This window comes from Pseudomonas sp. EMN2, from assembly GCF_009650555.1.
Taxonomy (GTDB): domain Bacteria; phylum Pseudomonadota; class Gammaproteobacteria; order Pseudomonadales; family Pseudomonadaceae; genus Aquipseudomonas; species Aquipseudomonas sichuanensis.
Genome location: NZ_VZZR01000006.1, coordinates 1 through 25,675 on the forward strand (window position 1 = coordinate 1; position 25,675 = coordinate 25,675).

Here is a 25,675-nt window from a genome sequence, read left to right on the forward strand (position 1 = left end):
TCGTTCATCACGCCTTTGGGCAGCCCTGTCGAGCCGGAGGTGTAGATCACGTAGGCCAGATGGTGCGGTGTCAGCGTTTTCACGACGGGGTTGCTCGCAGGTCGTGCGTCCCAGCTCGGCTGATCCAGGTCGATGACCCGACCGCTTTCCGGCACATGGCGCGTCGCGGCATGCACCAGCACCGCCACCGGCGCGCTGTCGCTCAACATGTGCCGCACACGTTCCGTTGGGTAATCCGGATCGACCGGCACGTAGGCACCGCCGGCTTTAAGGATGGCCAGCAGACCAACCACCATCGACAGCCCACGTTCGACGCAGATCGCCACGCGATCGTCCGGCTTCACACCAAGACCGATCAAGTGATGCGCCAGACGGTTGGCCTGTTCGTTGAGCTGGCAATAGCTCAAGGTGCCCTCTTCAGCCCGCACCGCCACGGCATCCGGCGTGCGTTCGACCTGCGCTTCGATCAGCCCATGCAGCGTCTGCTCAAGGTTGTAGTCCACCGCCGTGGCGTTGAAGTCCACCAGCACCCGCTGGCGTTCATCAGCCTCCAGCACCGGCAGGCGCTGCACCACCAGCTCCGGCTCTTGCTCCAGCGCCGCGACCATGGCCTCCAGCACCCGGTTCATCTGCCCGCAGATCCGCGCCGCGCCAATGTCTGCCGGGGTCATGGCCACCAGGCGGAAGCCGTCACCCAGGTCATCCACGTTCAGGCTCAACGGGTAGTTGGTACGCTCCTGCCCTTCCAGCACTTCGATGCCTTGCCAGGCGTGGCGCTGCTCGGCACTGCCTTGAGCCCCATGGCGATAATTAAGCATCGCGCTGAACAGCGGCAACGGCGCGGCCACGCCGCTGCAACGCTGGGCCAAGGCCAGGGAAGCATGCTCGTGGGCCAGCAGCGCGCTGAGGCGCTGATGGGTCGCATGGGCCGCCGCGCGCAGGCTGACGCCGCCCAGGTCGACCCGCAGCGGCAAGGTGTTGATGAACATCCCCAGCGCCCGCTCAGCACCCTCGCCACCTTGCAGACGGCCGAGCAATACGGTGCCGAACACCACGCTGTCCTTGCCGCTGGCCGCTGCCAGCAGGCGCGCCCAGGCCAGGTGGAACAGGCTGGCGACGCTGATGCCAAGCCCCTGTGCCTGACGACGCAGGCCAGCGGCGAGCGTGGCCGACAACGGCAGTTTGGCCTCCTGCATGCCACGGCCGTCGCCTTGCACATCGCTCAGGCCGAATGGCAGGGTTGGCTCATCGATATCGGCCAGTTGCGAGCGGAAGAAGCCTTCATGCTCGGCCTGGCTGATGCCCAGCCGGGCCTGGGCCACGTAGTTGCGGTAGGGAGCGGCAGGTTGCGTGGGGGCCGGGTTGCCCTGCATGAAAGCAACCAACTCCTCGCCTATGACTTCCAGTGCGGTGTGGTCGAGCACGATGTGGTGGAACTGCAGGGTGGCGTCGATGGCGCCTGCGCTCGGGGTATAGAGCAGGCGTAGCAGTGGTGCGCTGCTCAGATCGAGTTTTGCGGCGGATGCTTCGCGAGGGGCCGCAACCTGCTCAACAACGGCGAGCGGTGCTTGGCGCCAGACCACTTGCACTGGCTGTGGCAAGCCGTCCCAAAGTACGGCGGTGCGCAGTACATCGTGACGCGCAATTACCTGGTCCAGCGCACGGGCAAAGGCCTGCAAGCGCTCGAGGCTGTCGAAGCGCAACCGCGAATACAGCACGTACGGGTCGTGTTCGGCTGCGCTCAGGTGGTGGTAGAGAATGCCCTCCTGCAGCGGCGCCAGCGGGTAGATGTCCTGCACATTGGCAGCACCACCCGGCACGCTGGCGACGATACGGTCGATGGAGGCCTGGTCCAGCTCGATCAGGCTGAGCAGGTCCACAGTGATGTGGGTGCAATCGGCCGGGATACGGTTTTCGGGCACGTCGACCTGCTGGTTCTGGCCCAGCGTCGCCGCCAACGCGGCAAGGGTCGGCTGGCCGAACAAGGTCCGCACATCAACCTGCAGGCCCTCCAGGCGCAGGCGCGCCGTGAGGCTCACGGCCAGCAGCGAGTGGCCGCCCAGCGCGAAGAAATTGTCATGCCGGCCCACCTGCTCTACCCCCAGCAGTTCGGCCCACAGCCCTGCCAGCAGGGCTTCGGTGCGGCCTTGCGGGGCTTCGTAGGGGCGCTGCTGCAAGTTGGCATCCGGCGCTGGCAATGCCTTGCGGTCGAGTTTGCCATTCGGTGCCAGCGGCAGGCTGTCGAGGTGGATGTACAGCCCCGGCACCATGTACTCGGGCATCTGTGCCAGCAGCGCCTGCCGCAGGCTGTCCGCCGGCTGCTCTGCGCCGGTGTAGTAAGCGACCAGGCGTTCATCGAAGGCCAGCACCACGGCTTCGCGCACAGCCGCCACGCGGGTCAGGCACGCCTCGATTTCACCGGGTTCGATACGCAGGCCGCGGATCTTCACCTGCTGGTCGTTGCGCCCCAGGAATTCGAGGTTGCCGTCGGCACGCTGACGTACCAGGTCGCCACTGCGGTACAGCCGTGCGCCGGCCACGAACGGGCTGGCAATGAAACGCTCGGCTTGCTGCTGGCCCAAGCCCAGGTAGCCACGGCTGACGCCGGCGCCGCCGATGTGCAGGTGACCGGTAACGCCCCACGGCACGGGCTGGTCGCGGTTGTCCAGCACATAGAGTTGGGTGTTGTCGATCGGGCGGCCGATTGGCAGTACGCCTTCTGGCAGCGGCGCATCGGGCTCCAGGGTCCATACGCTGCAGTCGACGGTGGTTTCGGTGGGGCCGTAGACGTTATGCAGGCGCACGCCCGGCAGTTGCTGGCGCACCCGCGCGGCCAGTGCCTGGGTCAACTCGCCACCGCCACAGACGATATCGCTGAGGCTGCTGCAATCTGCGCTCTGCGGGTGCTCAAGGAACTGCTGCAGCAGTACTGGCACGAATTGCACCACGTTCACCCGCTGTGCCTGGATCAGTTGCGCCAGGTAATGCGGATCACGCTGGCCGTCCGGGCGGGCCAGCACCAGGCGCAGGCCGCTGCACAGTGGCCAGAACAGCTCCCACACCGAGGCGTCGAAGCTGACCGGGGTCTTTTGCAACACACTAGCGTCTGCCACCACGGCGCACAGGCGCTGGCTCCAGTGCACCAGGTTGACCACGTTGCGGTGTTCGACCATCACGCCCTTGGGCAGGCCGGTGGAGCCGGAGGTGTAGATCACATAGGCCAGGTGGTGCGACGCCAGGCCAGGTACGCGAGGGTTGCTGATCGGCTGGGCATCCCAGGCCGACGCGTCCAGATCGATCAGCGGTGCCTGCGCAGACTGCACCACTTCACGGGTGGCGCCGTGCACCAGCACGGCCAGCGGCGCGCTGTCTTCCAGCATGTGGCGGATGCGTTCTGCCGGGTAGCCCGGGTCGACGGGCACGTAGGCCCCGCCCGCCTTGAGGATGGCCAGCAGGCCGACGACCAGCGACAGCCCGCGCTCGACACAGATCGCTACGCGATCGTCGGGTTTCACCCCGAGCCCGATCAGGTGATGGGCCAGGCGGTTGGCCTGCTCATCGAGCTGGCGGTAGCTGAGCTGGCCCTCTTCGGCCACCAGGGCCAGCGCATCCGGCGCAACACGCACCTGCGCTTCGAACAGCCTGTGCAGGGGTTGTTGCAGGTCGTGCTGCAGCGTCGTGGCGTTGGCTTCGACCAGCAGCTGCTGACGCTCCTGCGCCGCCAGCACCGGCAGTTGCTGCAAGGGCAATTGCGGCTGCTGTTCAAGGGCATCAAGCATACCGACCAGCACTTGCAGCAATTGCTCGCAGACCCGCTGCGCGCCCACCTGCGCCATGACTTGCGCGGTCATGCGCAAGCCATCGCCCAGATCGTCGACGTTGACGCTCAGCGGGTAGTGGCCATGCCCGCCGCTGGGCAACGCCTCGATGCCCTCCAGGGCCTCGCGCTGCACCTGCTGCTCAGCAGCACTGGCGCCATGCCGGTAGTTGAGCACCGCGCTGAACAGCGGCAACGGCGCAACCACGCCGCTGCAGCGCTGGGCCAAGGCGAGGGACGCGTGTTCATGCACCAGCAAACTGCTCAGGCGCTGGTGCGCCAGGCGCACCCCATCGCGAACGCCCAGGCCATCCAGGTCCAGGCGCAATGGCAAGGTGTTGATGAACATGCCCAGGCCCCGGTCGGCACCGCCCCCCCCTTGCAGGCGACCGAGCAGCACCGTGCCGAACACCACGCTGTCCTTGCCGCTGGTGGCCGACACCAGGCGTGCCCAGGCCAGGTGCAACAGGCTGGCGGCACTGACACCCAGCTGCTGGGCCTGTCGGCGCAGGCGTTGGTAGTCGCAAGCCCCCAGTTGCACGGTGGCCATGTCGAAATCACCGGCCTGGGCCTGTAGGTCGGTCAGGCCGTACGGCAGGGTCGGTTCAGTGATGTCGGCCAGCTCGGCGTGGAAGAACGCTTCGTGCTCGGCTTCGCTGATGGCCAACCGCGCCTGTGCCACGTAGTTGCGGTACGGCACCGGGGGTTGGGTCGGGGCTTGGTCGCGCAGGTGGTCGCGGATTTCTTCGAGGACCACCTTCATGGCGGTGTGGTCGAGGACGATGTGGTGGAATTGCAGGGTGGCTTCAAGGCGTTGGTTGTCAGCCGGCGGGTTATGCAGCAGGCGGATCAACGGGGCAGTGCACAGTTCAAGCATCGCGGTGGATTCTTCGCGGGCAAGACCCGCTCCCACAGGATCGGCGGCGCTTTCAATAATTGCGAGGGGCGCATTGCGCCACACCACTTGCACTGGTTGGCGCAGACCGTCCCACAGCACGGCAGTGCGCAGCACGTCGTGACGAGCGATGACCTTGTCCAGGGCGCTGGCGAAGGCTTGCAGCCGTGCCGGGCAATCGAACGCGATGCGCCATTGCAGCAGGTACGGGTCTGCACCGGCAGCGCTGAGGTGGTGGTAAAGAATGCCCTCCTGCAGCGGTGCCAGCGGGTAGATGTCCTGAACGTTGGCGGCGCCTCCCGGCACCGTGGCGACGATGCGCGCGATGCTGGCTGGGTCCAGGTCGATCAATGACAGCATGTCCGGGGTAATCTGCGTGCAGCCCACCGGGATACGGTTCTCGGGGACCGTTACCAGGCGACCGTTGCCCAACGCCGCAGCGAGCGCGGCCACGGTCGGTTGGCCGAACAGCACCCGCACGTCGGTTTGCAGGCCCTGTTGGCGCAAGCGCTCGATCAGGGTCACGGCCAGCAACGAATGGCCGCCCAGTTCGAAGAAGTTGTCGTGGCGCCCTACCCGCTCGACACCCAGAACCTCGGCCCAGATCGCCGCCATGGTCGTTTCGGTCTGGCCCTGCGGCGCGGCATAGCCATGGCTGACCAGGTCGGCGGTATCCGGCTCAGGTAATGCACGGCGGTCGAGCTTGCCATGGCTGGTCAGCGGCAGCTGCGCCAGGCGGATCAACGCCTGGGGCAGCATGTGCGCCGGCAAGCTGGCCTGCAGCGCCTGGCGCAGGCTGTCGAGTTGCACCGGCGCGGTCTCGGTGAACCAGGCCAGCAAGCGCTCGTCACGCACCAGCACCACGGCATCGTCGATGCCCGTTTGTGCCTGCAAGGCTGCCTCGATTTCACCCAGTTCCACGCGCACACCGCGGACTTTCACCTGGTCGTCGTTACGGCCCAGGTAATCCAGGGTGCCATCGGCATTCCAGCGCACCAAGTCGCCGCTGCGGTACATGCGCGCCCCCGGTTTGCGGCTGAACGGGTCGTCGAGGAAGCGCTCGGCCGTCAGTTCGGGCCGGTTGAAGTAGCCACGGGCGACCTGCGCACCGCCGATGTACAGCTCACCGGTTACCCCGATCGGTACCGGCTGGCGGTGTTCGTCGAGCACGTAGACGCGGGTGTTGGCGATGGGCTGGCCAATGTGCAGTGCCGCACCAGGCAGCACCTTGCCGGAGGTGGCGACGACCGTGGTTTCGGTTGGGCCGTAGTTGTTCACCAGGTCGAAGCCGGGGTCGCGGTCGAACTGGCGCAGGCGATCGCCGCCGATCAGCAGGGTGCGCAAGGTCGGGTGCTGGCGCTCGCGGCGCAGGGCCTGTTCGGCTACTGGGGTGGGCAGGAAACTGACGGTGAGTGGCTGCTGCAGCCACCAGTCGAGCAACTCGTCGACATGTTCATTGCCGATAGGCGCAGGCGGCAGGTGCAAGGTGGCACCGGCGCACAAGGCCGGCCAGACCTCCCAGGCCATGGCGTCGAAACCGAAGCCGGCGACGCTCGAGGTGCGCTCGCCGGTGCGCAGTGCGAAGGCCTGGCAGTGCCAGTGCACCAGGTTGGCCAGGGCCTGATGCTCGATCATCACGCCCTTGGGCAGACCAGTAGAGCCGGAGGTGTAGACCACATAGGCCAGTGCCTGGGAATCCAGCCCTGTCACCTGCGGGTTGCTGTCAGACGAGTGCCAGGCGCCTGCATCGTCGAGATCCAGGCGGGGAACGTCGCCCGGCAAACCGCCGAGGCTCGATTCGGCCAGCAACAAGGCCGGGGCGCTGTCACTTAGCAGATAGGCGATGCGTTCGGCCGGGTAGCTGGGGTCCACCGGCACGTAGGCAGCACCGGCCTTGAGCACGGCCAGCAGGCTGATCACCCGTTCCAGGCTGCGCGGCAGGCACAGGGCAACCCGGTCGCCGCGCTGCACACCACGCTCGATCAGGCGGTGCGCCAGGCGGTTGGCACTCAGGTTCAGCTCGCCGTAACTCAGCGTCACACCGGCCTGGGTCAGCGCCGTGGCATCGGGCGTGCGGGCAGCCTGGGCTTCGACCAGGGCATGCACCGTCTGCCCTTGCGGGTACTCGCGGGCGGTATCGTTGAAGCCACCGAGCAGTTGTTGGCGGGCCTCATCGCTGAGGATCGGCAGGCTGTCCACTGGCGTGGCCTGCCCTTGCTCCAGCGCCTGCAGCAACTGGCCAACCGCGGCGGCCATCCACTCGACCACCCGGGCCGCGCCAATACCCTCGACTGCCAGCACGCTGAAGCTGAAATCTTCGCCCAGGTCGTTGACGCTCAGGGTCAGCGGGTAATTGCTGCGCTCTTCCCCGCCAAGCAGGCGCACGCCTTCCCAGATGCCCTCGCCTTCGCGCGGCGCATCGGCTGCGCTGTGGCGGTAGTTGAGCAAGGCGCTGAACAATGGCGCCGAAGCTGCCACGCCGCTGCAACGCTGAGCCAGCGCCAGCGGCGCGTGCTCATGACCGAGCAGCGCCGACAGGCTGCGGTGGGTCGCGCGCACCGCAGCCTGTACCGAGGCGCGGGTATCGACCCGCAGTGGCAAGGTGTTGATGAACATGCCCAGCGCTCGGTCGGCCCCCTCGCCACCCTGCAGCCGGCCCATCAGCACGGTGCCGAAGACCACGTCGTGGCGGTTGGAGAGCACTCCCAGCACCCGCGCCCAGGCCAGGTGCATCAGGCTCGCGGCGCTGACGCCCAGTTGACGCGCCTGGCCCCGCAAGCGCTGGCTGATGCCGGCATCCAGTGGCGCAAAGGCCGTTTCGATATCGCGCCCATCGCCTTGTACATCGGCGAAGCCCAGCGGCAAGGTCGGCTCTTCGACATCCGCCAGCATCTCGCGGAAGAACGCTTCATGGCCGGCCGGGTCGGCCAGGCGTGCCTGGGCCACGTAGTTGCGGTACGGCACTGGCGCCGGCAGGGTGTCGGCCTGGCCGAACAGCAGCGCGCGCATTTCCCGGGCGACCACGTCCATGGCGGTGTGGTCGAGGGTCAGGTGGTGGAACAGCAGAATGGCCACCACCTGCTGGTTGCCAGGGTCCGGGCTGTAATACAGGCGGGTGAGCGGTGCCTGGGCCAGGTCCAGGCGGTAATGACGGGCGTCGAAGCGCGCGTGCAACTGCTCGATGCGCTCGACACCCGGCTCATCGACCAGGTCGTCGATTTCGCCAACAACCAGCTCAGCCGTGCGCCACACCACCTGCAACGGCTGCGCCAGGCCCTGCCAGAGCACCGAAGTACGCAGGATGTCGTGGCGATCGATGACCTGTTGCAAGGCGCCGGCCCAGGCCAGCAGGCGCTCGACGCTGTCGAAGGCCAGGCGGGTCTGCAGCAGGTACGGGTCGCCTTGCTCGGCACTCAGGTGGTGGTAGAGGATGCCTTCCTGCAACGGCGCCAGCGGGTAGATTTCCTGCACGTTGGCGGCGCCACCGGGCACCGTGGCGACCACCGCGTCGATCGCGGCCTGGTCCAGCTCGATCAGGCTGAGCAGGTCTGGCGTGATGCGTTCGGCGCCGTACGGCACCTGGTTGGCCGGCACCTTGGCTTCATGGCCGATCCCCACCGCACTGGCGAGCGCGGCCAGGGTCGGCTGGGTAAACAGCACGCGCACGTCGATCACCAGGCCCGCCTTGCGCAGGCGCTCGACCAGGGTCACCGCCAGCAACGAATGGCCACCCAGCTCGAAGAAGTTGTCGTGGCGCCCTACCCGCTCGACGCCCAGCACCTGGGCCCAGATCGCAGCCATGGCCACTTCGGTCGCGCTTTGCGCAGCTTCGTAGGCCTGGCCGGCCAGCAGGGTACTGTCGGGGTCGGGCAGTGCGCGGCGATCGAGCTTGCCGTGGCTGGTCAGTGGCAGTTCATCCAGGCGCATGAATGCCAACGGCACCAGTTGCGCCGGCAGGCTGGCCTGCAGGGCCTGACGCAGGCGTTCGAGGTCAACCGGCGCCGTCTCGGTGAACCAGGCCAGCAGGCGCGCTTCGCGCACCAGCACGACGGCATCGGCGATGCCCGGTTGCGCGGCCAGGGCGGCTTCGATCTCGCCCAGTTCCACGCGCACGCCGCGAATCTTCACCTGGTCATCGTTGCGCCCCAGGTAGTCGAGGGTGCCGTCAGGGTTCCAGCGCACCAGGTCGCCACTGCGGTACAGGCGGGCATTGGCAACCTCGCTGAACGGGTCGGGCAGGAAGCGCTCTTTGGTCAGTTCGGGGCGGTTGAAATAGCCGCGTGCCACCTGCGCACCGCCAATAAAGAGCTCACCAGTGACGCCCACCGGTACCGGCTGCAGCCCTTCATCGAGCACATACACCTGGGTATTGGCGATTGGCCGGCCGATATGCAAGGCGCCGCCTGGGACGAGCTGGCCAGAGGTCGCCACCACGGTGGTTTCGGTCGGGCCATAGTTGTTGACCACCGCGAAGCCGGGGTCGCGCTCGAACTGGCGTAGCCGGTCGCCGCCGATCAGCAGGGTGCGCAGGGTCGGGTGCTGGCGGTCGCGGCGCAGGGCCTGCTCGGCCACCGGCGTGGGCAGGAAACTGACCTGCAGCGGTTGCTGCAGCCACCAGTCGAGCAACTCGTCGACATGCTCGTTGCCGATGGTTTCAGGAGGCAGGTGCAGCGTGGCGCCGGCACACAGGGTTGGCCAGACTTCCCAGGCCATGGCGTCGAAACCGAAACCGGCCACGCTGGCGCTGTGCACACCTGCAGCCAGATCGAACGCCTGGCAGTGCCAATGCACCAGGTTGACCAGTGCGTGGTGTTCAATCATCACGCCTTTGGGCTGGCCAGTGGAGCCGGAGGTGTAGACCAGGTAAGCCAGTTGCTGCGCATCAAGGCCTGGCAGTGCCGGGTTGGTTTCGTCCCCGCCGAATGCGTGGGGCTGATCCAGGTTCAGGCGGGGCATGTCCGGCAGGTTTTCGATCGCCGCCGTGGCCAACACCAAGGCCGGCGCGCTGTCAGCCAGCAGGTAGGCGATACGCTCGGCCGGGTACGTCGGGTCCACCGGCACGTAGGCAGCACCGGCCTTCAACACCGCCAACAGGCCGACCAGGCGCTCGGCGTTGCGCGGCAGGCACAACGCGACCCGGTCACCCAGCTTGACGCCCAGCCCGATCAACCGGTGAGCAAGCTGGTTGGCGCGGCGGTTCAGCTCGCCATAGCTCAGCACCTGGCCGGCCTGGATCAGCGCGGACGCATCCGGCGTGCGGGCGGCCTGGGCTTCGACCAAGGCATGCACGGTCTGGCCCTGCGCAAAGCGCTGAGCGGTGTCGTTGAACTGGCGCAACACCTGGTCACGTTCCAACGCCGGCAGCACCGCCAGCCCCTGCATTGGCGCTGCGGGATTGGCCTCCAGCGCTTCGACCAAGGCATCCAGTACCTGTTCGAACTGCCTGCACAAGCGTGTTGCGCTCCATTGCGGCAGGCTCTGTACGGTCAGGCGCAGGTCGTCGCCGAGGTCGTCGACGCTGACGGTCAGCGGGTAGTCGGTGCGTTCTTCGGCACCGACGATATCGATGCCCGGTGCCACCGGGATGACTTCGGCGGCATCACCGGCCGCACTGTGGCGGTAGTTGAGCATGCTGTTGAACAGCGGCGCCGGCGCGGCCACGCCGCTGCAGCGCTGGGCAAGGGCCAGCGACGCCTGCTCGTGGCCGAGCAAGGCGCTGAGCCGCCGGTGGGTGGCCAGCAGCGCGTCGCGCACGCCGTGCTGGCCGAGGTCGATGCGCAGTGGCAAGGTGTTGATGAACATGCCCAGCGCTTGCTCGCTGCCATCACCCGTGGTCATGCGCCCCAACAGGACGCTGCCGAACACCACCGTCTGGCGCGCCGACAGTTGCCCGAGCAGCCGCGCGAAGCCCAGGTGCAGCACGCTCGCCGGGCTCACCCCGAGCGAACGTGCCTGGCTACGCAGGCGCTGGCTGAGTGCAGCCGGCAAGGTCAGGCGCGCCTGTTCCAGGGCCTGGTCGCCTTTGTCTTTCAGGCCGAAGGCCAGGGTCGGCTCGTCGAGGTCGGCGAGCATGTCGCGGAAGAAGCGCTCATGGGCCTGCTCGTCCAGCGCCAGGCGCGCGGCGGCCAGCACATTGCGAAACGGCATGGGGGCCGCCAGTTGCGCCGACTCGCCGGCCAGGTGGGCCTGGATCTCGCGGCGTACGATGTCCAGCGCGGTATGGTCCATCACCAGGTGGTGGAACATCAGCAAGGCCACCCACGCTCCGCCTTCCCCCCTTGCGTGCATCAATTGCATCAATGGCGCCTGGCTCAGGTCGAGGCGATAGTGGCGCGGGTCGAAACGCTCGCACAACCGGGCCAGCGCCTGGCTGCCGTCGACCGCGACGGCCTCACGCACCAGCGTCGCCTCACGCCACACCACCTGCACCGGCTCGTCCAGGTACTCCCAATGCAGCGCCGTACGCAGAATGTCGTGGCGCTGGATCACCCATTGCAGGGCCTCGGCGAAGGCCTCCAGGTGCGCCTTGCTGGTGAAGCGCAGTTGCACCTGGGCCAGGTACGGGTCGCCATTGCTGGCCGCCAGATGCTGGTACAGCATGCCCTGCTGCAGCGGAGCCAGTGGGTAGATGTCCTGCACGTTGGCTGCACCGCCCGGCACGCTGGCGACGATGCGGTCGATGGCCTGTTGGTCGAGTTGCACCAGCGGCAGCATGTCGGGGGTGATCTGGAACGCCGGGCTCAGCCAGTCGTCGTCGTATTCGGCAAGCATCTCCAGCAAGGCCGGCTTGTGCCGTGACAGCGCATCCCACAGGGTATCGTCCAGGGTTTCGTCATCACCCAGGACAATCAGGTCCTGGTCTTCACGCTGGAGTCGGATCGCACGGGTGGAAAGAGCAGCCATCAGTTCGCTGAAGAGCATCGGTAAGCATCCTGCTTTGCCTGGAAATGGGAATCGGGGACACGCTAAAGGATCGTGACCGGTTGGTCTGACATGGGAAGCGGGGACAGGTGTATGGCTTGATGGTTTTGGTGAGGCGAATATCGAGCGCCGCGCGGGCGGCGCTCGATATCCGCACCGCCCAAAATCCAAAGCGAACTGCCTTAGATCCGCCTGCGCTTGCCCAGGCTGGGAATGGTGGTCTGCGGTATCACCACCTCAAGCTGCTCACGGCGGGTGCTGGCCGCCAGCCCCGCCAGGGTCGGCTGGCTGAACAAGGTGCGGGCATCGACATGCAGGCCGGCCTGGCGCATGCGCGCCACCAGGCTTACCGCCAGCAATGAATGCCCGCCCAGCTCGAAGAAGTTGTCCTGGCGCCCAACCTGTTCGACCTTCAGCACCTCGGTCCAGATGGCCGCCAACGCGGCCTCCAGCTCGCCCTGGGGCGCCTGGAATTCACGGCTGATCACCGCATCCTCGCCGGGTGCAGGCAGCGCCTTGCGGTCGATCTTGCCGTTGGCGCTCAACGGCAACTGCGCCAGGGCGACGAACGCCTGCGGCACCATGTATTCAGGCATGCGCGCGAGCAGGTGGCTGCGCAACACCTCCAGCGCCGGCGCCGGGCAGCCATCGCGGCAGGTGAAATAGGCCACCAGGCGCTCTTCGCGCATCAGCACCACGCTTTGCCCAACGCTTGGGTGCGCTGCCAGCGCCGCCTCGATCTCGCCCAGCTCGACCCGCAGCCCGCGCAGCTTGACCTGGAAATCGTTGCGGCCAACAAAGTCCAGCTCACCGTCCTGGCGGTAGCGCACCAGGTCGCCGGTGCGGTAAAGGCGATCACCCTCGACGAACGGGCTGGCAATGAAGCGCTCGGCCTGCAGCGTCGGTAGCCCCAGGTAGCCACGGGCGACGCCGACGCCACCAATGTGTAATTGTCCCACCGCACCCAGTGGCACCGGGCGGTCGTGGTGGTCAAGCACGTACAGACGAGTGTTGGCGATTGGCCGGCCAATGGGTGGGGCCAGTGCGGGAAGCGGCTCATGTGCGTGCAGGGTCCATGCGGTGCTGTCCACGGTCGCCTCGGTGGGGCCATAAACGTTGTGCACACGCACCTGGGGCAAGCGTTCACGAACGTTGCGCAGCAGCGCCAGGGTCAGCTCGCCCCCGCCACAGAAAATGTCGGTCAGGCTGGTGCAGTGTTCGACGCCCGGCTGCTCGAGAAACTGATGCAACAATGCCGGCACGAACTTCATCGTCGTGACCTGCCGGGCCTGGATCAACTGCACCAGGTAAGCGGGGTCGCGATGGCCGTCGGGGCGCGCCAGGACCAGGCGCAGGCCAGCACAGAGCGGCCAGAACAACTCCCAGACCGAACCGTCGAAACTGTAGGGCGCCCGTTGCAGCAAGGCATCACCCGGTTGCGGCGGGCAGATCTGCGTACCCCAGTGCATCAGGTTGCACAGCCCGCGGTGTTCGATCATCACGCCCTTGGGCGTGCCGGTCGAGCCGGAGGTGTACATCACGTAGGCGAGCTGCCTGGGGCCCAGGCCTGGCACCTTGGGGTTTTCGGCGCTGCAGACCTGCCAATTGTCGCCGTCCAGATCGAGCACCGGTACCGGCAACGCATCGAACAGGCCTAGGGTGGCGCCATGAACCAGCACCACGTTCGGCGCGCTGTCTTCGAGCATGAAGCGCAGGCGTTCAGCCGGGTAGCCAGGGTCGAGCGGCACATAGGCGCCGCCGGCCTTGAGTACGCCCAACAACGCCAGCATCATTGACACACCGCGCTCCAGGCAGAGGGCGACGCGCGTATCGGGCCCCACGCCCAGGGCGATCAGGCGATGGGCCAGGCGGTTGGCCTGGGCATTGAGCGTCTGATAATCGAGGCTGGCGTCTTCGGCCTGCAGCGCGACAGCCAGGGGAGTTCGCCGGACCTGGGCTTCGAACAGTGCAGGCAGCGTGCTATCCAGGGGGCTTTGCCGGTCTTCGGTCTGGTTGACGGTGTGCAACAGGCGCTGCAGTTCATCGGCGGTCACGCAGCAAAGGGTATTCAGGGGGCGCTCTGCTGCGCTCTGGGCAAATTGGCGCAAGGTCGTCAGCAGATAGCCCAGCACCCGTGGTGCGCCAATGGCACATGGCGCGCGCAACGCCAGGTGCAGCGTGTTGCCCGGGTCATCGACCGTCAGCACCAGGCCGTGGCTCAACACTTCGCTGGCTTCGAGCAGTTCCACACCGGGCAGCACCTGCCCCTGCGGCAATGCCCCTTGGCGGTAGTTGAGCAAGCTGTTGAACAGCGGCGTGGCGGCTGGCAGCCCGCTGCAGCGCTGGGCCAGAAGCAAGGGCGCGTCTTCGTGCCCGAGCAAGGCGGCCAGGCGTGCATGGGTTTCAACCAATGCCTGGCCCAGTGAGTGATTTGCCAGGCTGACCCGCAACGGCAAGCTGTTAATGAACATGCCCAGGGCGCGGTCGGCGCCTTTGCCGGCCATGGCGCGGCCCAGCAGCACGGTGCCGATCACCACCTCATCGCGCCCTGACAGGCTACCGAGCACCTGGGCCCAGGCCAGGTGCAGCAGGCTGGGCAGGCCCACGCCGTGCTGACGTGCCTGAGTGCGCAGCAGGTCAGTCAAGCCGGGGTCAAGCGCCACGGCATGGGTCTGCAGGTCCTGCTCGTCTACCGCGACACCGCCCAGCCCCGCAACGGGCGCAGGCGGCTCGACGCCGGCCAGTTGATCGCGGAAAAAGGCTTCGTGGCCGGCCTGGCGCTCGTCAGCGCCGCTGAGCGCCACATAGTCGCGGTACGGCACCGGCGGCGGCAGTTGCTCGCCCCGGCCGTGCATGAACGTATCGAGCTCGCCAAACAGTACCTGCAACGAAACGGCATCGTTGACCAGATGGTGCAAGCGCAGCAGCCCCAGCCAGCGGCCCTGCGCCGCCTCTTCGGCAGTCACCAGTGCCATCATCGGCGCCTGGCGCAAATCCAGGGGCCGACGTTGTGGATCGTAGGCACAGCGCAACTGCGCTGCCCAATCGTCACCTGGCCGTTCAGCTGTCCAGTTGTCGACCGGCAAGCGCGCCTTGCGCCAGACAACTTGTTGCGGGTGCTCCAAGCCTTCCCAAAGAAGGCTGGTGCGCAGGATGTCGTGCCGATCGATTACTTGTTGCAAGGCAACGGCAAAGGCCTGTAGCTGTGCGTGGCTGGCAAAGGCGAACAACACCTGCTGCTGATAAGGGTCCTGTTCATCGGTCACGTGGTGGTACAGCAACCCTTGCTGCAAGGGTGCCAGCGGGTAGATCTCCTGCACATTGCCTGCGCCGCCCGGCACCGTGGCGACGATGCGCTGGATGGCAGCCTGGTCGAGATCGGTCAACCTGAGCATCTCGGGGGTAATCTGCTGGCACCCCGACGGCACACCATTGGCGGGTACCGTTGCGGCTTCGCCCACCACCACGGCGGCAGCCAGGCTGGCCAGGGTCGATTGGCCGAACAGCACCTGCACGTCAGCTTGCAGCCCTTGCTGACGCATACGTTCGATCAACTGCACCGCCAGCAGCGAATGGCCACCCAGCTCGAAGAAATGGTCCTGGCGCCCTACCCGCTCGACCTGCAGCAACTCGGCCCACAAAAGTGCCAGGCGCTGCTCGATGTCGCCCATGGGCTCCTCATGCTCTCGGCGCACCTTGGCCGGCTCGTCGGCAGCGGGCAAAGCGCGGCGGTCAAGCTTGCCGTTGGCGGTGAGCGGCCAGCTGGCCAGGCCCACATATGCGGCTGGCAGCAAGGCAGCAGGCAGTTGCGCGCGCAGATGCTCATGCAGCACTCGCGGGGTCACCGGTGCTGCGCCGATGAACCACGCCTGCAACTGGCCGTCGCGCAGCAACACGACACATTCGCGCACTGCAGCGTGACTGGCCAGGGCCGCCTCGATCTCAGCCAACTCTACTCGCACGCCACGGATCTTCACCTGGTCATCGTTGCGCCCGAGGTACTCCAGGGTGCCGTCGGGCAGCCAGCGCGCCAGGTCGCCGGTGCGGTACAGGCGGGCCTCGGGCTCAGGGCTGAAGGGATCGTCGAGAAAGCGTTCAGCGGTCAGTTCAGGCCGGTTCAGATAACCGCGGGCCACGCCGCTGCCGCCGATGTACAGCTCACCGGCAGCGCCGATCGGCAACAGCTGGCGCTGCTCGTCGAGCACGTACAGGCGGGTGTTGGCTACCGGCCCACCGATATGCAGCGGCCGGCCTGCCTCGACCAGACCCGAGGTCGCCACCACCGTGGCTTCAGTGGGGCCGTAGTTGTTGATGACGCGGTAGCGACGTTCGCGCGCCAGGCGACGCAGGCGGTCGCCGCCGATGAGCAGGGTTTGCAGGGTCGGGTGCAGCTCGCCCTGGGCAAAGGCATGTTCGGCCACCGGGGTCGGCAGGAAGCTGATGTCCAGCGGCTGCGCCCGCCACCAGCGCAGCAAGGCTTCAATGTCCTCGGCCCCGTCGCGCACCGGCGCCAAGTGCAGCGTCGCACCGCTGCACAGGGTCGGCCAGACCTCCCAGGCCATGGCATCAAAGCCGAAACCGGCCAGGCTCGACTGGTTTCGGCCAGGCCCCAGGTTGAAGCTGGCGCAGTGCCAATCGACCAGGTTGGCCAGCATCCGGTGCTCGACCATCACGCCTTTGGGTAGGCCGGTGGAGCCGGAGGTGTAGATGACATAAGCCAGGTTGTGCGGCGCCAGCTGCGCAACTGCAGGTTCGGCTTCGCTCGTTTCGGGCCATGGGTAGCGGTCGAGTTCGATCAGCGGCAGGCCGTGGGCAGGCAGCCGCCCCCTCAACCGTGAGAGGCTCAGCACCACTTGCGGTGCGCTGTCTTCGAGCAGATAGGCCAGGCGCTCCTGCGGGTGAGCGGGGTCGATCGGCACATACGCGGCCCCAGCCTTGAGTACCGCCAGCAGCCCGACCAAGGTATCCAGGCCACGTTGGGCGACCACCGCGACACGCAGGTCAGGCCCGGCACCCAGGCCGATCAGGTGCTGCGCCAGCTGGTTGGCGCGCCGGTTCAACTCGCCGTAGCTCAGGCCCTGGCCTTCGTGCAGCGCTGCCAGCGCCTGTGGCCTGGCCATGGCCTGGGCTTCGATACGCCGGTGTATCAGCCCTTCAGCGTGCCCGGGCGACACTGCCGAACGGTTCCATTGCTGCAGCTGCGCATGCTCGCTGGGGGTCGGCAGGTCAAAGGCGCCAATGCACAAGCCGGGCTGCTGCAACCCTTGCTCGAGCACATGCAACAGGCGGGCGGCCAATGCCTCGACTTGGTCCGCGCTGAACCAGGCGCGGCTGTAGACCAAATGCAGGTGGGCATTGTCGCTGTGGCGGTTGCTGCGCAGGTGGACGCTGAGCGGCGTGGGTTCGTGGCCATTGCAGACCATCACCGTATGGCCGCTGATATCGCCAAAGCGCAGGTCATTGCCGTCTTCCTCGAACGATGCCATCAGCTCGAACAGCTGCGGCCGTTCTTCGCGCAGCGCGCCGAGGGCGCGGTTCAACTCGCTAAGGGCGAACCGCTGATGGCGAAAATCCCGCTTGAGGGCATCACGGATGCCGCACACCAGTTCGGCGAACGAGCCGTTGCGGCCGAAACCCATGCGCAAGGCGCTGACCTGGGTGAACAGCCCCATGGTCGATTTGAGCCGGGCATTGCCACGGTTGCGCACCGGCAAGCCAACCACCCAGTCGTCGCGTTGCCAGGTGCGCGCGCAGCACACGTGCATCGCAGCCAGCAGTACATGAAACGCCGAGGCCTGCAGGTCCGTGCCCAGTTGCCGCATGCGCGCAAGCAGGCGCGTATCGAAGGGTTGTTCGAGCACTGCACTCGGCTCGCCGGCCGACACCGCGCCACGCTCACGCGGCGACAACAGGGCATCGGGCAACTGCCTGAACTTGGCCAACCAGTAGTCGCGGTCGCTGCCATGACGGGGCGAAGCCTGGTACTGGGCATCGTCGTCGATGAATTCACGATAGGACGGCGCCGTGGTCGGCAGCGGTAAGCCTTGCCCTATCAAGCCATAGTAATCAGCGACTTGCTTGAACCACAGGTCCACGCCCCAACCATCGAGGATCAAGTGGTGCGCCTGCAGGGCGAACAGGTAGCGCTGGTCTTGCAGCCTGATCAACTGCGCTCCCCATAACGGGCCTCCCTCCAGGGCAAACACTTTTTGCATCTGGTCGTGCAGACGGCCTTTGGCGGCTGCGAACGGATCGTCGGTCGCGCGGACGTCGTACTCGGCTAGTTCAACCGTCACGTTCTCGGCAAAGCGTTGGCGTGGCACCCCATGCCCAGCCACCAGCACCGTGCGCAACCCTTCATGCAGGGCCACAAGGTGCGCCAGGGCGGCCTGCAGCCGCGCCACATCCACTGCTCCTTGCAGTACGACATAAGCGCCTATGTTGTACAGCGGCGAGTCGCCGTGGCTGATCTGGTCCAGCCAGATATCGCGCTGGGCAGCAGTCAGGGCAAAGGTTTCGGCGGCTGGCATGAGGGGGCAGATCCTTCTGATTGATCATCCGCGGATTCAAGCACCGCCATCCCACCCTGTATGGCCCCTGAAACCCGGACATCCGGTGCCACCATCCTCGACAGCTGAAAAGCCTGTAAGAGATTTGCCATGGGAAGCAGCCCCCAATGACCTACTCCTGAATCGATTGTGCTGGATCCGCTGCGAACCGCCGGGCTTATGACGCCAAATCGCTGGCTACTTGCCTGAATGGCTGCTGAAACCCAGGGCGCTGAGCCACTTATCGTTCAGCAATTTCTGACATTTTCTGTCCCGGTTTTCCATTACAGACGCCGCCTCCAAGGCGGGCTTGAATACCGCCATCATTCATTTGCAACCCGGAGACTCGATCGCGAGACCACCCGCCGTAACGTTTTGAATCAAGGACGACAAGGATATGAAGCTGAACGCCAGCCTCGAACAGCGCCCCGACCCCCATCTGTATCTGCAACTGGGTGAACTGATCGCCAGCAGCGGCGCCGATGATTTCGCCGAGCAGATGTTTCGCCTGGTCGACGCCCAGGTGCCAATTCACAGGCTTGACCTCAGCGAATGGACGCTCGACCCACGCCAGGTCAGTGTCAGCCACATCAAGGTACTGGGGAACGCCGGGGCAGAACGGGCGCCAAGTGCCGCCCCGCTGCGCGATCCGTTTCTGCACAGCATCATGCAGATGACCGACCCGCTGTTGATCGAGTTCAAGGCCCCACCACACGACAGCCACAGTGCCCACCAGTGTCATCTGGTTTCCCGTAGCGGCGACAGGCGCTGGGTCATCTGCTTCCATCGCCTGCCCAGCCAGCGGCCTTTCACCCTGGGGGAGCTGTCGCAGCTCAAAAACCTCTCCGACGCCTTGCTGCCGTTGGTCGAGCACCACGGCCAGCGGCTGGGACAAGGTATCGCCCGTCACTCCGGCAGGCCTGCAGCAGAACTGGAAGCCGGCTCGCTGCGCCAGTCCTTCGCCGAGCGCGTGGCTCAGGAGGCAGTAAAGCTCTCCACCCGCGAACAGGAGGTCTGCCTGGGGTTGCTGACCGGCGACACGGTGCCTGAAATGGCGCAACGGCTGAACGTGAAGAGCAGCTCAATCGAAACCTACCTCAAACGCGCCACCGCCAAGTTGGGGATCAGTGGTCGCCACGGCCTGGCCAGATGGATGGCAGGCGCCTGACTCCAAGAGACCCGGAATGCTCCGACATACACTGACGCTCTGCGCCGCACTTGTGTGCGGCTGCTCCCTGGCTCCCGACTACCAGCGCCCGTCGGCACCGGTGGCCGAGCAGTTCCCGCAGGGGCCTGCCTACCAGGGCAATGCCTTGGAACACCGACCTGTCCAGGACTGGCGCCAGGTGTTCCATGACCCGGTATTGCGCCAGCTGATCGACAATGCCCTGGCCAACAACCGTGACTTGCGCACCGCGGCGCTCAATGTGGAGGCCTATCGAGCGCAATATCGCATCCAGCGGGCCGACCTGTTCCCCAAAGTGACTGCCGACGCACAGGGCAAGCGCCAGTACCTGCCGCGCGGCATGACCGGCACCGACCAAGGCATGATCTCCTCGACCTACGCGGCGACACTCGGTGTCAGCGCCTACGAACTGGACCTGTTCGGCCGGGTGCGCAGCCTCAGCGACCAGGCGCTACTCACCTACCTGGCCAGCGATCAGGCCCGGCGCAGCACGCAATTGAGCCTGGTGGCAAGCGTTGCCAGCGGTTACCTGACCTGGCGTGCCGATCAAGAACTGCTGACGCTGGCCTTGGATACCTTGGCAGCCGACGAACGCAGCCTGCGCTTGACCAGCAATCAGCGGCGTGCCGGTACGGTGTCGGCGCTAGACCAGATTCAGGCACGCACCAGTGTCGACAGCACCCGCGCCGCCGTGGCGCGCTACAAGCGGCGGGTGGCCGAAGACCTCAACCAGTTGACCTTGCTGGTAGGCGCACCTGTGGCCGATGACCTGGCCGTCCTGGCCCTGGCCGATGAGCAGATCGCCGAAATGCCGGCAGGCCTGCCCTCCGACCTGCTGCAACGCCGTCCGGACATCATCCAGGCCGAGTATCGGCTACGCGCGGCCAACGCCAACATTGGCGCTGCGCGGGCTGCGTTCTTCCCCAGCATCAACCTGACCGCCAACGCTGGCAGCAGCAGCCGCGAACTTGACGGCCTGTTCGGCGCGGGCAGCGGTAGCTGGCTGTTCCAGCCACAGATCAGTCTGCCGATCTTCACCGCCGGAGCCCTGCGGGCCAGCCTGGACTATGCGCAATTGCAGAAGGACATTCAGGTAGCAGAATACGAAAAGGCTATTCAGAACGCGTTTCAGGAAGTCGCCGACGGGCTTGCGGCACGGGCAACCTACCAACGGCAGTTGCAGGCACAGCGCGAACTGGTGGCGGCGAGCCAGCGTTACTACACCCTCGCCGAGAACCGTTATCGCACTGGATTGGACAGCAGCCTTGTTTTTCTCGACGCACAACGATCATTGTTCAGCGCACAGCAAGGGTTGATCAGTGACCGGTTGGCGCAGTTAGTGGCAGAGGTCAATCTTTATGCGGCGCTTGGTGGCGGGTGGCAAGACGCTGAGTTGGCCAGCACACAGAGGTAACGCTGACGACTCATGGCACCTGATACTTGGGCCTGATGACAACGCTTCGCTTCACAGATCTGATTGCGGCCTGCCCCTTTGTCGCGAATTTATAGGCGCCAAATATAACTCGACCAGATGTTCATTCATTTGAATCATAGGCAGTGGTTGCCAAGAAGTTGCTTCACTCCCTAAGTAGCCAGTAACGACCATGCTTGGAATTTCATTATTGACTGCATTGATTAGGTGGCTGCGAAGTCAGTGCTCGATATGAACATATACAGAATTATCTAATTTGATACTTAAGGCATCTGGACTTCTCTCCTGCCCTCCCCCTGGCAACATACTCTGCCGGCATCTACCGCCTGAAACTTCTCCCCTGGTGTAATTTCCATTCTTGAATTCAAGTCAAATGAATTTGGCTTGTACAGGGCTTAATTCGCAATTTTAAACGCCGCAAACTGCGAGCCATTGCTCAGACCACTGGACCGCATCATCCCCTTGCGCTGTTCGCACTTGCCTTGACGGCCTTCGCCAACTGGAGAACCACGATGAAAACCTTTTCAAAATTCGCCCTGGCGGCCTTGCTGCCGCTTGCCATGCAGGCCGCCTCTGCAGCCGATTGGTACCCGTCGGCCTACGGCCCGAACGATGAAATCGGCGCTGCCAACTTGTTGACCCCGGATGTGGTCAAACAGGCGGTCGGCCTGGTCAAGACGGGCAAGACCTATCCGTTGGCCGTACCCGTGGACAACAACCTTCCTGCATTCCGCCATCGTAGTTTCCGCCTGTACAACGTGCAGGTCGGGCAGCAGGCCGGCAAGTCGCTGGGGCCGAACAAGTTCACCTTCAACGACGAACTGGTAAACGCCTGGACCGGCGTTGGCACCCAGCTCAACGGGATTGGCCACATCGGCATCGACAATCTGTACTACAACGGCAACAAAGCAGCCGACTTCGTGACTGTCGATGGCGTCACCAAGCTCGGGGTCGAGAAAGTGCCGCCGATAGTGACCCGTGGCGTGGTGCTGGACATGACCGCTTATTACAACAAGGCCATCGTACCCGGTGGCACCGAGTTCCGCGTGGCCGACATCCAGGCGGTGTTGAAGAAGCAAGGCCTGACCCTGCGCAAGGGCGATGTGGTGCTGTTCAACACCGGTTGGCTGGAATTGATCGGCAAGGACAACAAGCAGTTCCTGGAAGTAGAACCCGGCATCGGCATGCAAGCGGCCCAGTGGCTGGCAGACCAGGGCATCGTCGCGTTCGGCGGCGACACCTGGGCCTCTGAGGTTTATCCGAACCCCCATGGCAAGGACGAGTTCCCGGTCAATCAATACATGCTCGCCAAGCGCGGTATCTACAACCTGGAACTTATCGACAGCCGTGCATTGGTGCACGACAAGGTCTGGGAGTTCCTGTTTGTGCTCGGCCAACCGCTCTATGTTGGCTCCACGCAAGTCAACATCAATCCGGTTGCCATTCACTGATCGCCCTACCAGTCAGTCCCCTGCCCGCTGCGAACCCTCTCACTGCGGGCTTTCCCCCTGTTGATCCGTGATTTCAAGTCAAAAGTCATTGGCGCAGTCATGACTTAATCCACCCGCACAAGATGGCGATACTGCGCCCACCAAGCGATCCGTTCCAGCATCGCTCACAACACCAACCGGAGGCCATCCGATGAGCCTGCATGATCAGAACCCATTATCCAGCTTCGCCACACAGGAGTTCGCACAATGAAACCCGGGCACGTCTTGACCGCCCTGGCCATCGGCGCCTTCGGCATCGGCACTACCGAGTTCACCCCCATGGGCCTGCTGCCGGTGATTGCCCAAGGCATGGACGTCAGCATCCCCAGCGCCGGCATGCTGGTGACGGCCTATGCCATTGGCGTGATGCTCGGCGCCCCGGTCATGACCCTGCTGTTCAGCCGCTTCGGCAAGCGTGGTGCACTGATCGCGCTGATGGCCATCTTCACCCTGGGCAACCTGCTCTCGGCCCTGGCGCCGAGCTACGGCACCCTGCTCGCCTCGCGCCTGATCACCAGCCTCAACCACGGTGCCTTTTTCGGCCTGGGTGCGGTGGTGGCTGCCAGCGTAGTGCCACGTGAGAAACAGGCCAGTGCCATCGCCACCATGTTCATGGGCCTGACCATCGCCAACATCGGTGGCGTGCCCGCCGCCACCTGGATCGGCCAGCAGATCGGCTGGCGCCTGGCCTTCGCCGGCACCGCGCTGCTTGGCATCCTTGCCATGGCCGCCTTGTGGTATGCCCTGCCCAAGGGCGAGCGTGGCAGCGTGCCCGATGTACGCCGCGAACTGGCCGTGATCGCTCGGCCAAAGGTGCTGCTGGCCATGGCCACCACCGTGCTCGGCGCCGGGGCGATGTTTACCCTGTACACCTACGTAGCCCCCGTGCTGGCTGAACTGACCGGCGCCTCGGACAGCTTCGTCACCCTCGGCCTTGTGCTGATCGGCGTAGGCTTCACGATCGGCAACAGCCTGGGCGGTCGCCTGGCCGACTGGTCGCTGGACGGCTCGGCACGGATCTTCCTCGGCGTCCTGGCCTTGATCATGGTGCTGATGCCGCTGGTACTGGGCAGCCACCTCGGCGCCGCCCTGGCCTTGCTGGTATGGGGCGTGTTCACCTTCGCCGTGGTGCCGCCACTGCAGATGCGCGTGATGATCGCCGCTGCCGAGGCGCCGGGCCTTGCTTCTTCGATCAACGTCGGCGCGTTCAACCTCGGCAACGCTGTAGGCGCGGCGCTGGGTGGTGGCGTCATCAGCCTGGACCTTGGCTATGCTGCAATACCGGTAGCCGGTGGCCTGCTGGCAGCCGGCGGGCTGTTGCTGGTATGGCTTGGCGGGCGCGGCACGGCCACGGCCAACGCCCTCGGCGAGGCTGCGTAACATCACCTGAGTGCACTGAGGCTGGCCAGTTCGGGACCGCCCTCGTATACGTGGAGCAGTCCCCTGGAGGTCCCATGCAAGATCTGCGTCAGTTGCGCTACTTCGTCGCCGTCGCCGAATGTGAAAACGTCGGCCGTGCGGCGGAGCAGCTGCACATTTCCCAATCCCCGCTGAGCCGGCAGATCGCCCAGCTCGAGGACCACCTCGGCCTGGCCTTGTTCGAACGACGCAACCAACGGCTGTTCCTGACAACTGACGGGCGCACCTTCCTGGTCGAAGCCCGTGGCCTGCTCAAGCACGCCGAACGCCTGGAGTCGCTGGGCAAGCGCCTGGGCCGCGGCGAGGAAGGCGGCCTGTGCATCGGCTACGTCAACCACGCCATCCATGCCGGCGTGCTGCCCGGCGCTGTGCGGGCCATCCGTGGCGAGCGTCCGCAGATCCATATCGCCCTCTACAACATGACACCCGGCGAGCAGTTCGAAGGCCTGCGTCAACGCAGCCTGGACATCGCCCTGGTCTGCGAGCCCGCGCCCGACAACGATCCCGACCTGCTTGCCCGACCCGTACTGGACGACCCCATGCTGCTGGCGATCCCCGCCGAGCATCCACTGGCGACCCAAGCCGAACTCACCCCCGCCGACCTGCATGAACAAGAGTGGATCATCACCGGCGGCCAGCCCGACCAGGTCAACAAGCGCGATGACTTCATCGCCCGCTGCGCCGATGCCGGGTTCACCCCACGCCTGTCGCTGGAGGCGACCGACCCGCTGAGCGTGCTCGGACTGGTGTCCGCAGGGCTGGGCCTGGCCATGGTGCAGAGCAGCCTGACGGCCAGCGCAGGCCCTACCGTGGTGTTGCGCCAACTGGACTGGTTCAGGCCCTGCGTGCGGCTGTGGGCGGCCTGGCACCAGGTGGACCTGCGGCCGATCGTGGCGGTTTTCCGCGCGCAGGTATTGGCGCTGGCCGACCAGACCGAAAAGGTCTGAACCCAGTCGAACTCTGTCTTTTACAGTCTTTTAGCGCCTCACTAGCATGGCCTCATCGATGCAACTCAACCACAGGAGCCATTCCATGAACATCGACCTCGGCGGACGCACCGCCATCATCAGCGGCTCGACCGGCGGTATTGGCCTGGCCATCGCCCGCGGCCTGGCCCGGGCCCATGCCGACGTCGTCATCGCCGGCCGTAGCCAGAAATCGGTGGATGCCGCCCTAGACGAGCTGCGCGCCCAGGGCGGGCGTGGCCAGGTACAGGGCGTCGTCGCCGACCTGGGCACCGCTGCCGGCGCCGAAACCCTGTTCGCCGCCCACCCCAAGGCCGACATCCTGGTCAACAACCTGGGCATCTACGACGACGTCGACTTCTTCGAGGTGGCCGACAGCGAGTGGACCCGTTTCTACGAAACCAACGTGCTGTCCGGCGTGCGCCTGGCTCGCCACTACGCCCCGGGGATGGTGGAGAAAGGCTGGGGGAGGATTCTGTTCATCTCCTCCGAATCGGGCATCGCCATCCCCGCCGACATGATCAACTACGGCGTGACCAAGAGCGCCAACCTCGCCGTCTCCCATGGCCTGGCCAAGCGTCTGGCAGGTACCGGCGTCACGGTCAACGCAGTACTGCCGGGGCCGACCCTGACCGACGGCGTCGCCAACCTGGTGGCCGAGGCTGCCAAGGCCTCCGGCCGCAGCATCCGCGAAGAGGCCGACCATTTCGTGCGCAGCGCCCGCCCCAGCTCGATCATCCAGCGCGCCGCCGAGGTCGACGAAGTCGCCCACCTTGTGGTCTACCTCGCGTCCCCTTACTCCTCCGCCACCACTGGCGCGGCCCTGCGGGTCGACGGCGGTGTGGTCGACAGCCTCGCAATTTGAATCCAGCTTGCCTGAACACAAGGGCCGCCCAGCGGCCCTTTGTCATCGATGGCTACCCTGCCCTGCTACTTTCAATGCACAACACCCATCGAGCCTGGGGCTGGACCCCGAACGCCGGCCTGGACGGTCTGCAGCTC

8 protein-coding genes are annotated in these 25,675 nt (G+C 65.6%); 6 read left to right on the forward strand and 2 right to left on the reverse strand.

All coding sequences use genetic code 11. The annotated features are described in order from the left end of the window. Both F6X61_RS01270 and F6X61_RS01275 read right to left on the reverse strand, forming a co-directional pair. Positions 1-11,633, reverse strand: an 11,633-nt coding sequence (locus F6X61_RS01270; RefSeq protein WP_153785031.1) for a non-ribosomal peptide synthetase, incomplete at its 3' end; no start/stop codon positions are given. A 182-nt stretch (positions 11,634-11,815) separates the two neighbouring features. Beyond that, positions 11,816-18,163, reverse strand: coding sequence for a non-ribosomal peptide synthetase (locus tag F6X61_RS01275; RefSeq protein WP_153785032.1), 6,348 nt, complete (start codon positions 18,161-18,163; stop codon positions 11,816-11,818). A 415-nt stretch (positions 18,164-18,578) separates the two neighbouring features. Here F6X61_RS01275 and F6X61_RS01280 point away from each other — a divergent pair, with 415 nt between their 5' ends. The 6 genes from F6X61_RS01280 to F6X61_RS01305 all read left to right on the forward strand — a co-directional run bounded on the left by F6X61_RS01280 (position 18,579) and on the right by F6X61_RS01305 (position 25,538). After that, entirely contained in the window at positions 18,579-19,349 is a 771-nt protein-coding gene (locus tag F6X61_RS01280; RefSeq protein WP_153785033.1) for a helix-turn-helix transcriptional regulator, read from the forward strand. A gap of 16 nt (positions 19,350-19,365) precedes the next feature. Then, the gene (locus F6X61_RS01285; protein WP_153785034.1) at positions 19,366-20,781 is read left to right on the forward strand and encodes an efflux transporter outer membrane subunit; all 1,416 of its coding nucleotides are present in this window, start codon (positions 19,366-19,368) and stop codon (positions 20,779-20,781) included. A 530-nt stretch (positions 20,782-21,311) separates the two neighbouring features. After that, entirely contained in the window at positions 21,312-22,250 is a 939-nt protein-coding gene (locus F6X61_RS01290; RefSeq protein ID WP_153785035.1) for a cyclase family protein, read from the forward strand. Between the two features lie 246 nt (positions 22,251-22,496). Continuing rightward, positions 22,497-23,669 (forward strand): MFS transporter, encoded by a 1,173-nt coding sequence (locus F6X61_RS01295; RefSeq protein WP_153785036.1) that lies wholly within the window; start codon positions 22,497-22,499, stop codon positions 23,667-23,669. Between the two features lie 74 nt (positions 23,670-23,743). Then, positions 23,744-24,655, forward strand: coding sequence for a LysR family transcriptional regulator (locus F6X61_RS01300; RefSeq protein WP_153785037.1), 912 nt, complete (start codon positions 23,744-23,746; stop codon positions 24,653-24,655). An 85-nt stretch (positions 24,656-24,740) separates the two neighbouring features. Continuing rightward, positions 24,741-25,538 carry an SDR family NAD(P)-dependent oxidoreductase gene (locus tag F6X61_RS01305; RefSeq protein WP_153785038.1) on the forward strand — a complete coding sequence of 266 codons (798 nt, stop codon included), beginning with the start codon at positions 24,741-24,743 and terminating at the stop codon, positions 25,536-25,538. The last annotated feature ends 137 nt before the right edge of the window (positions 25,539-25,675 follow it).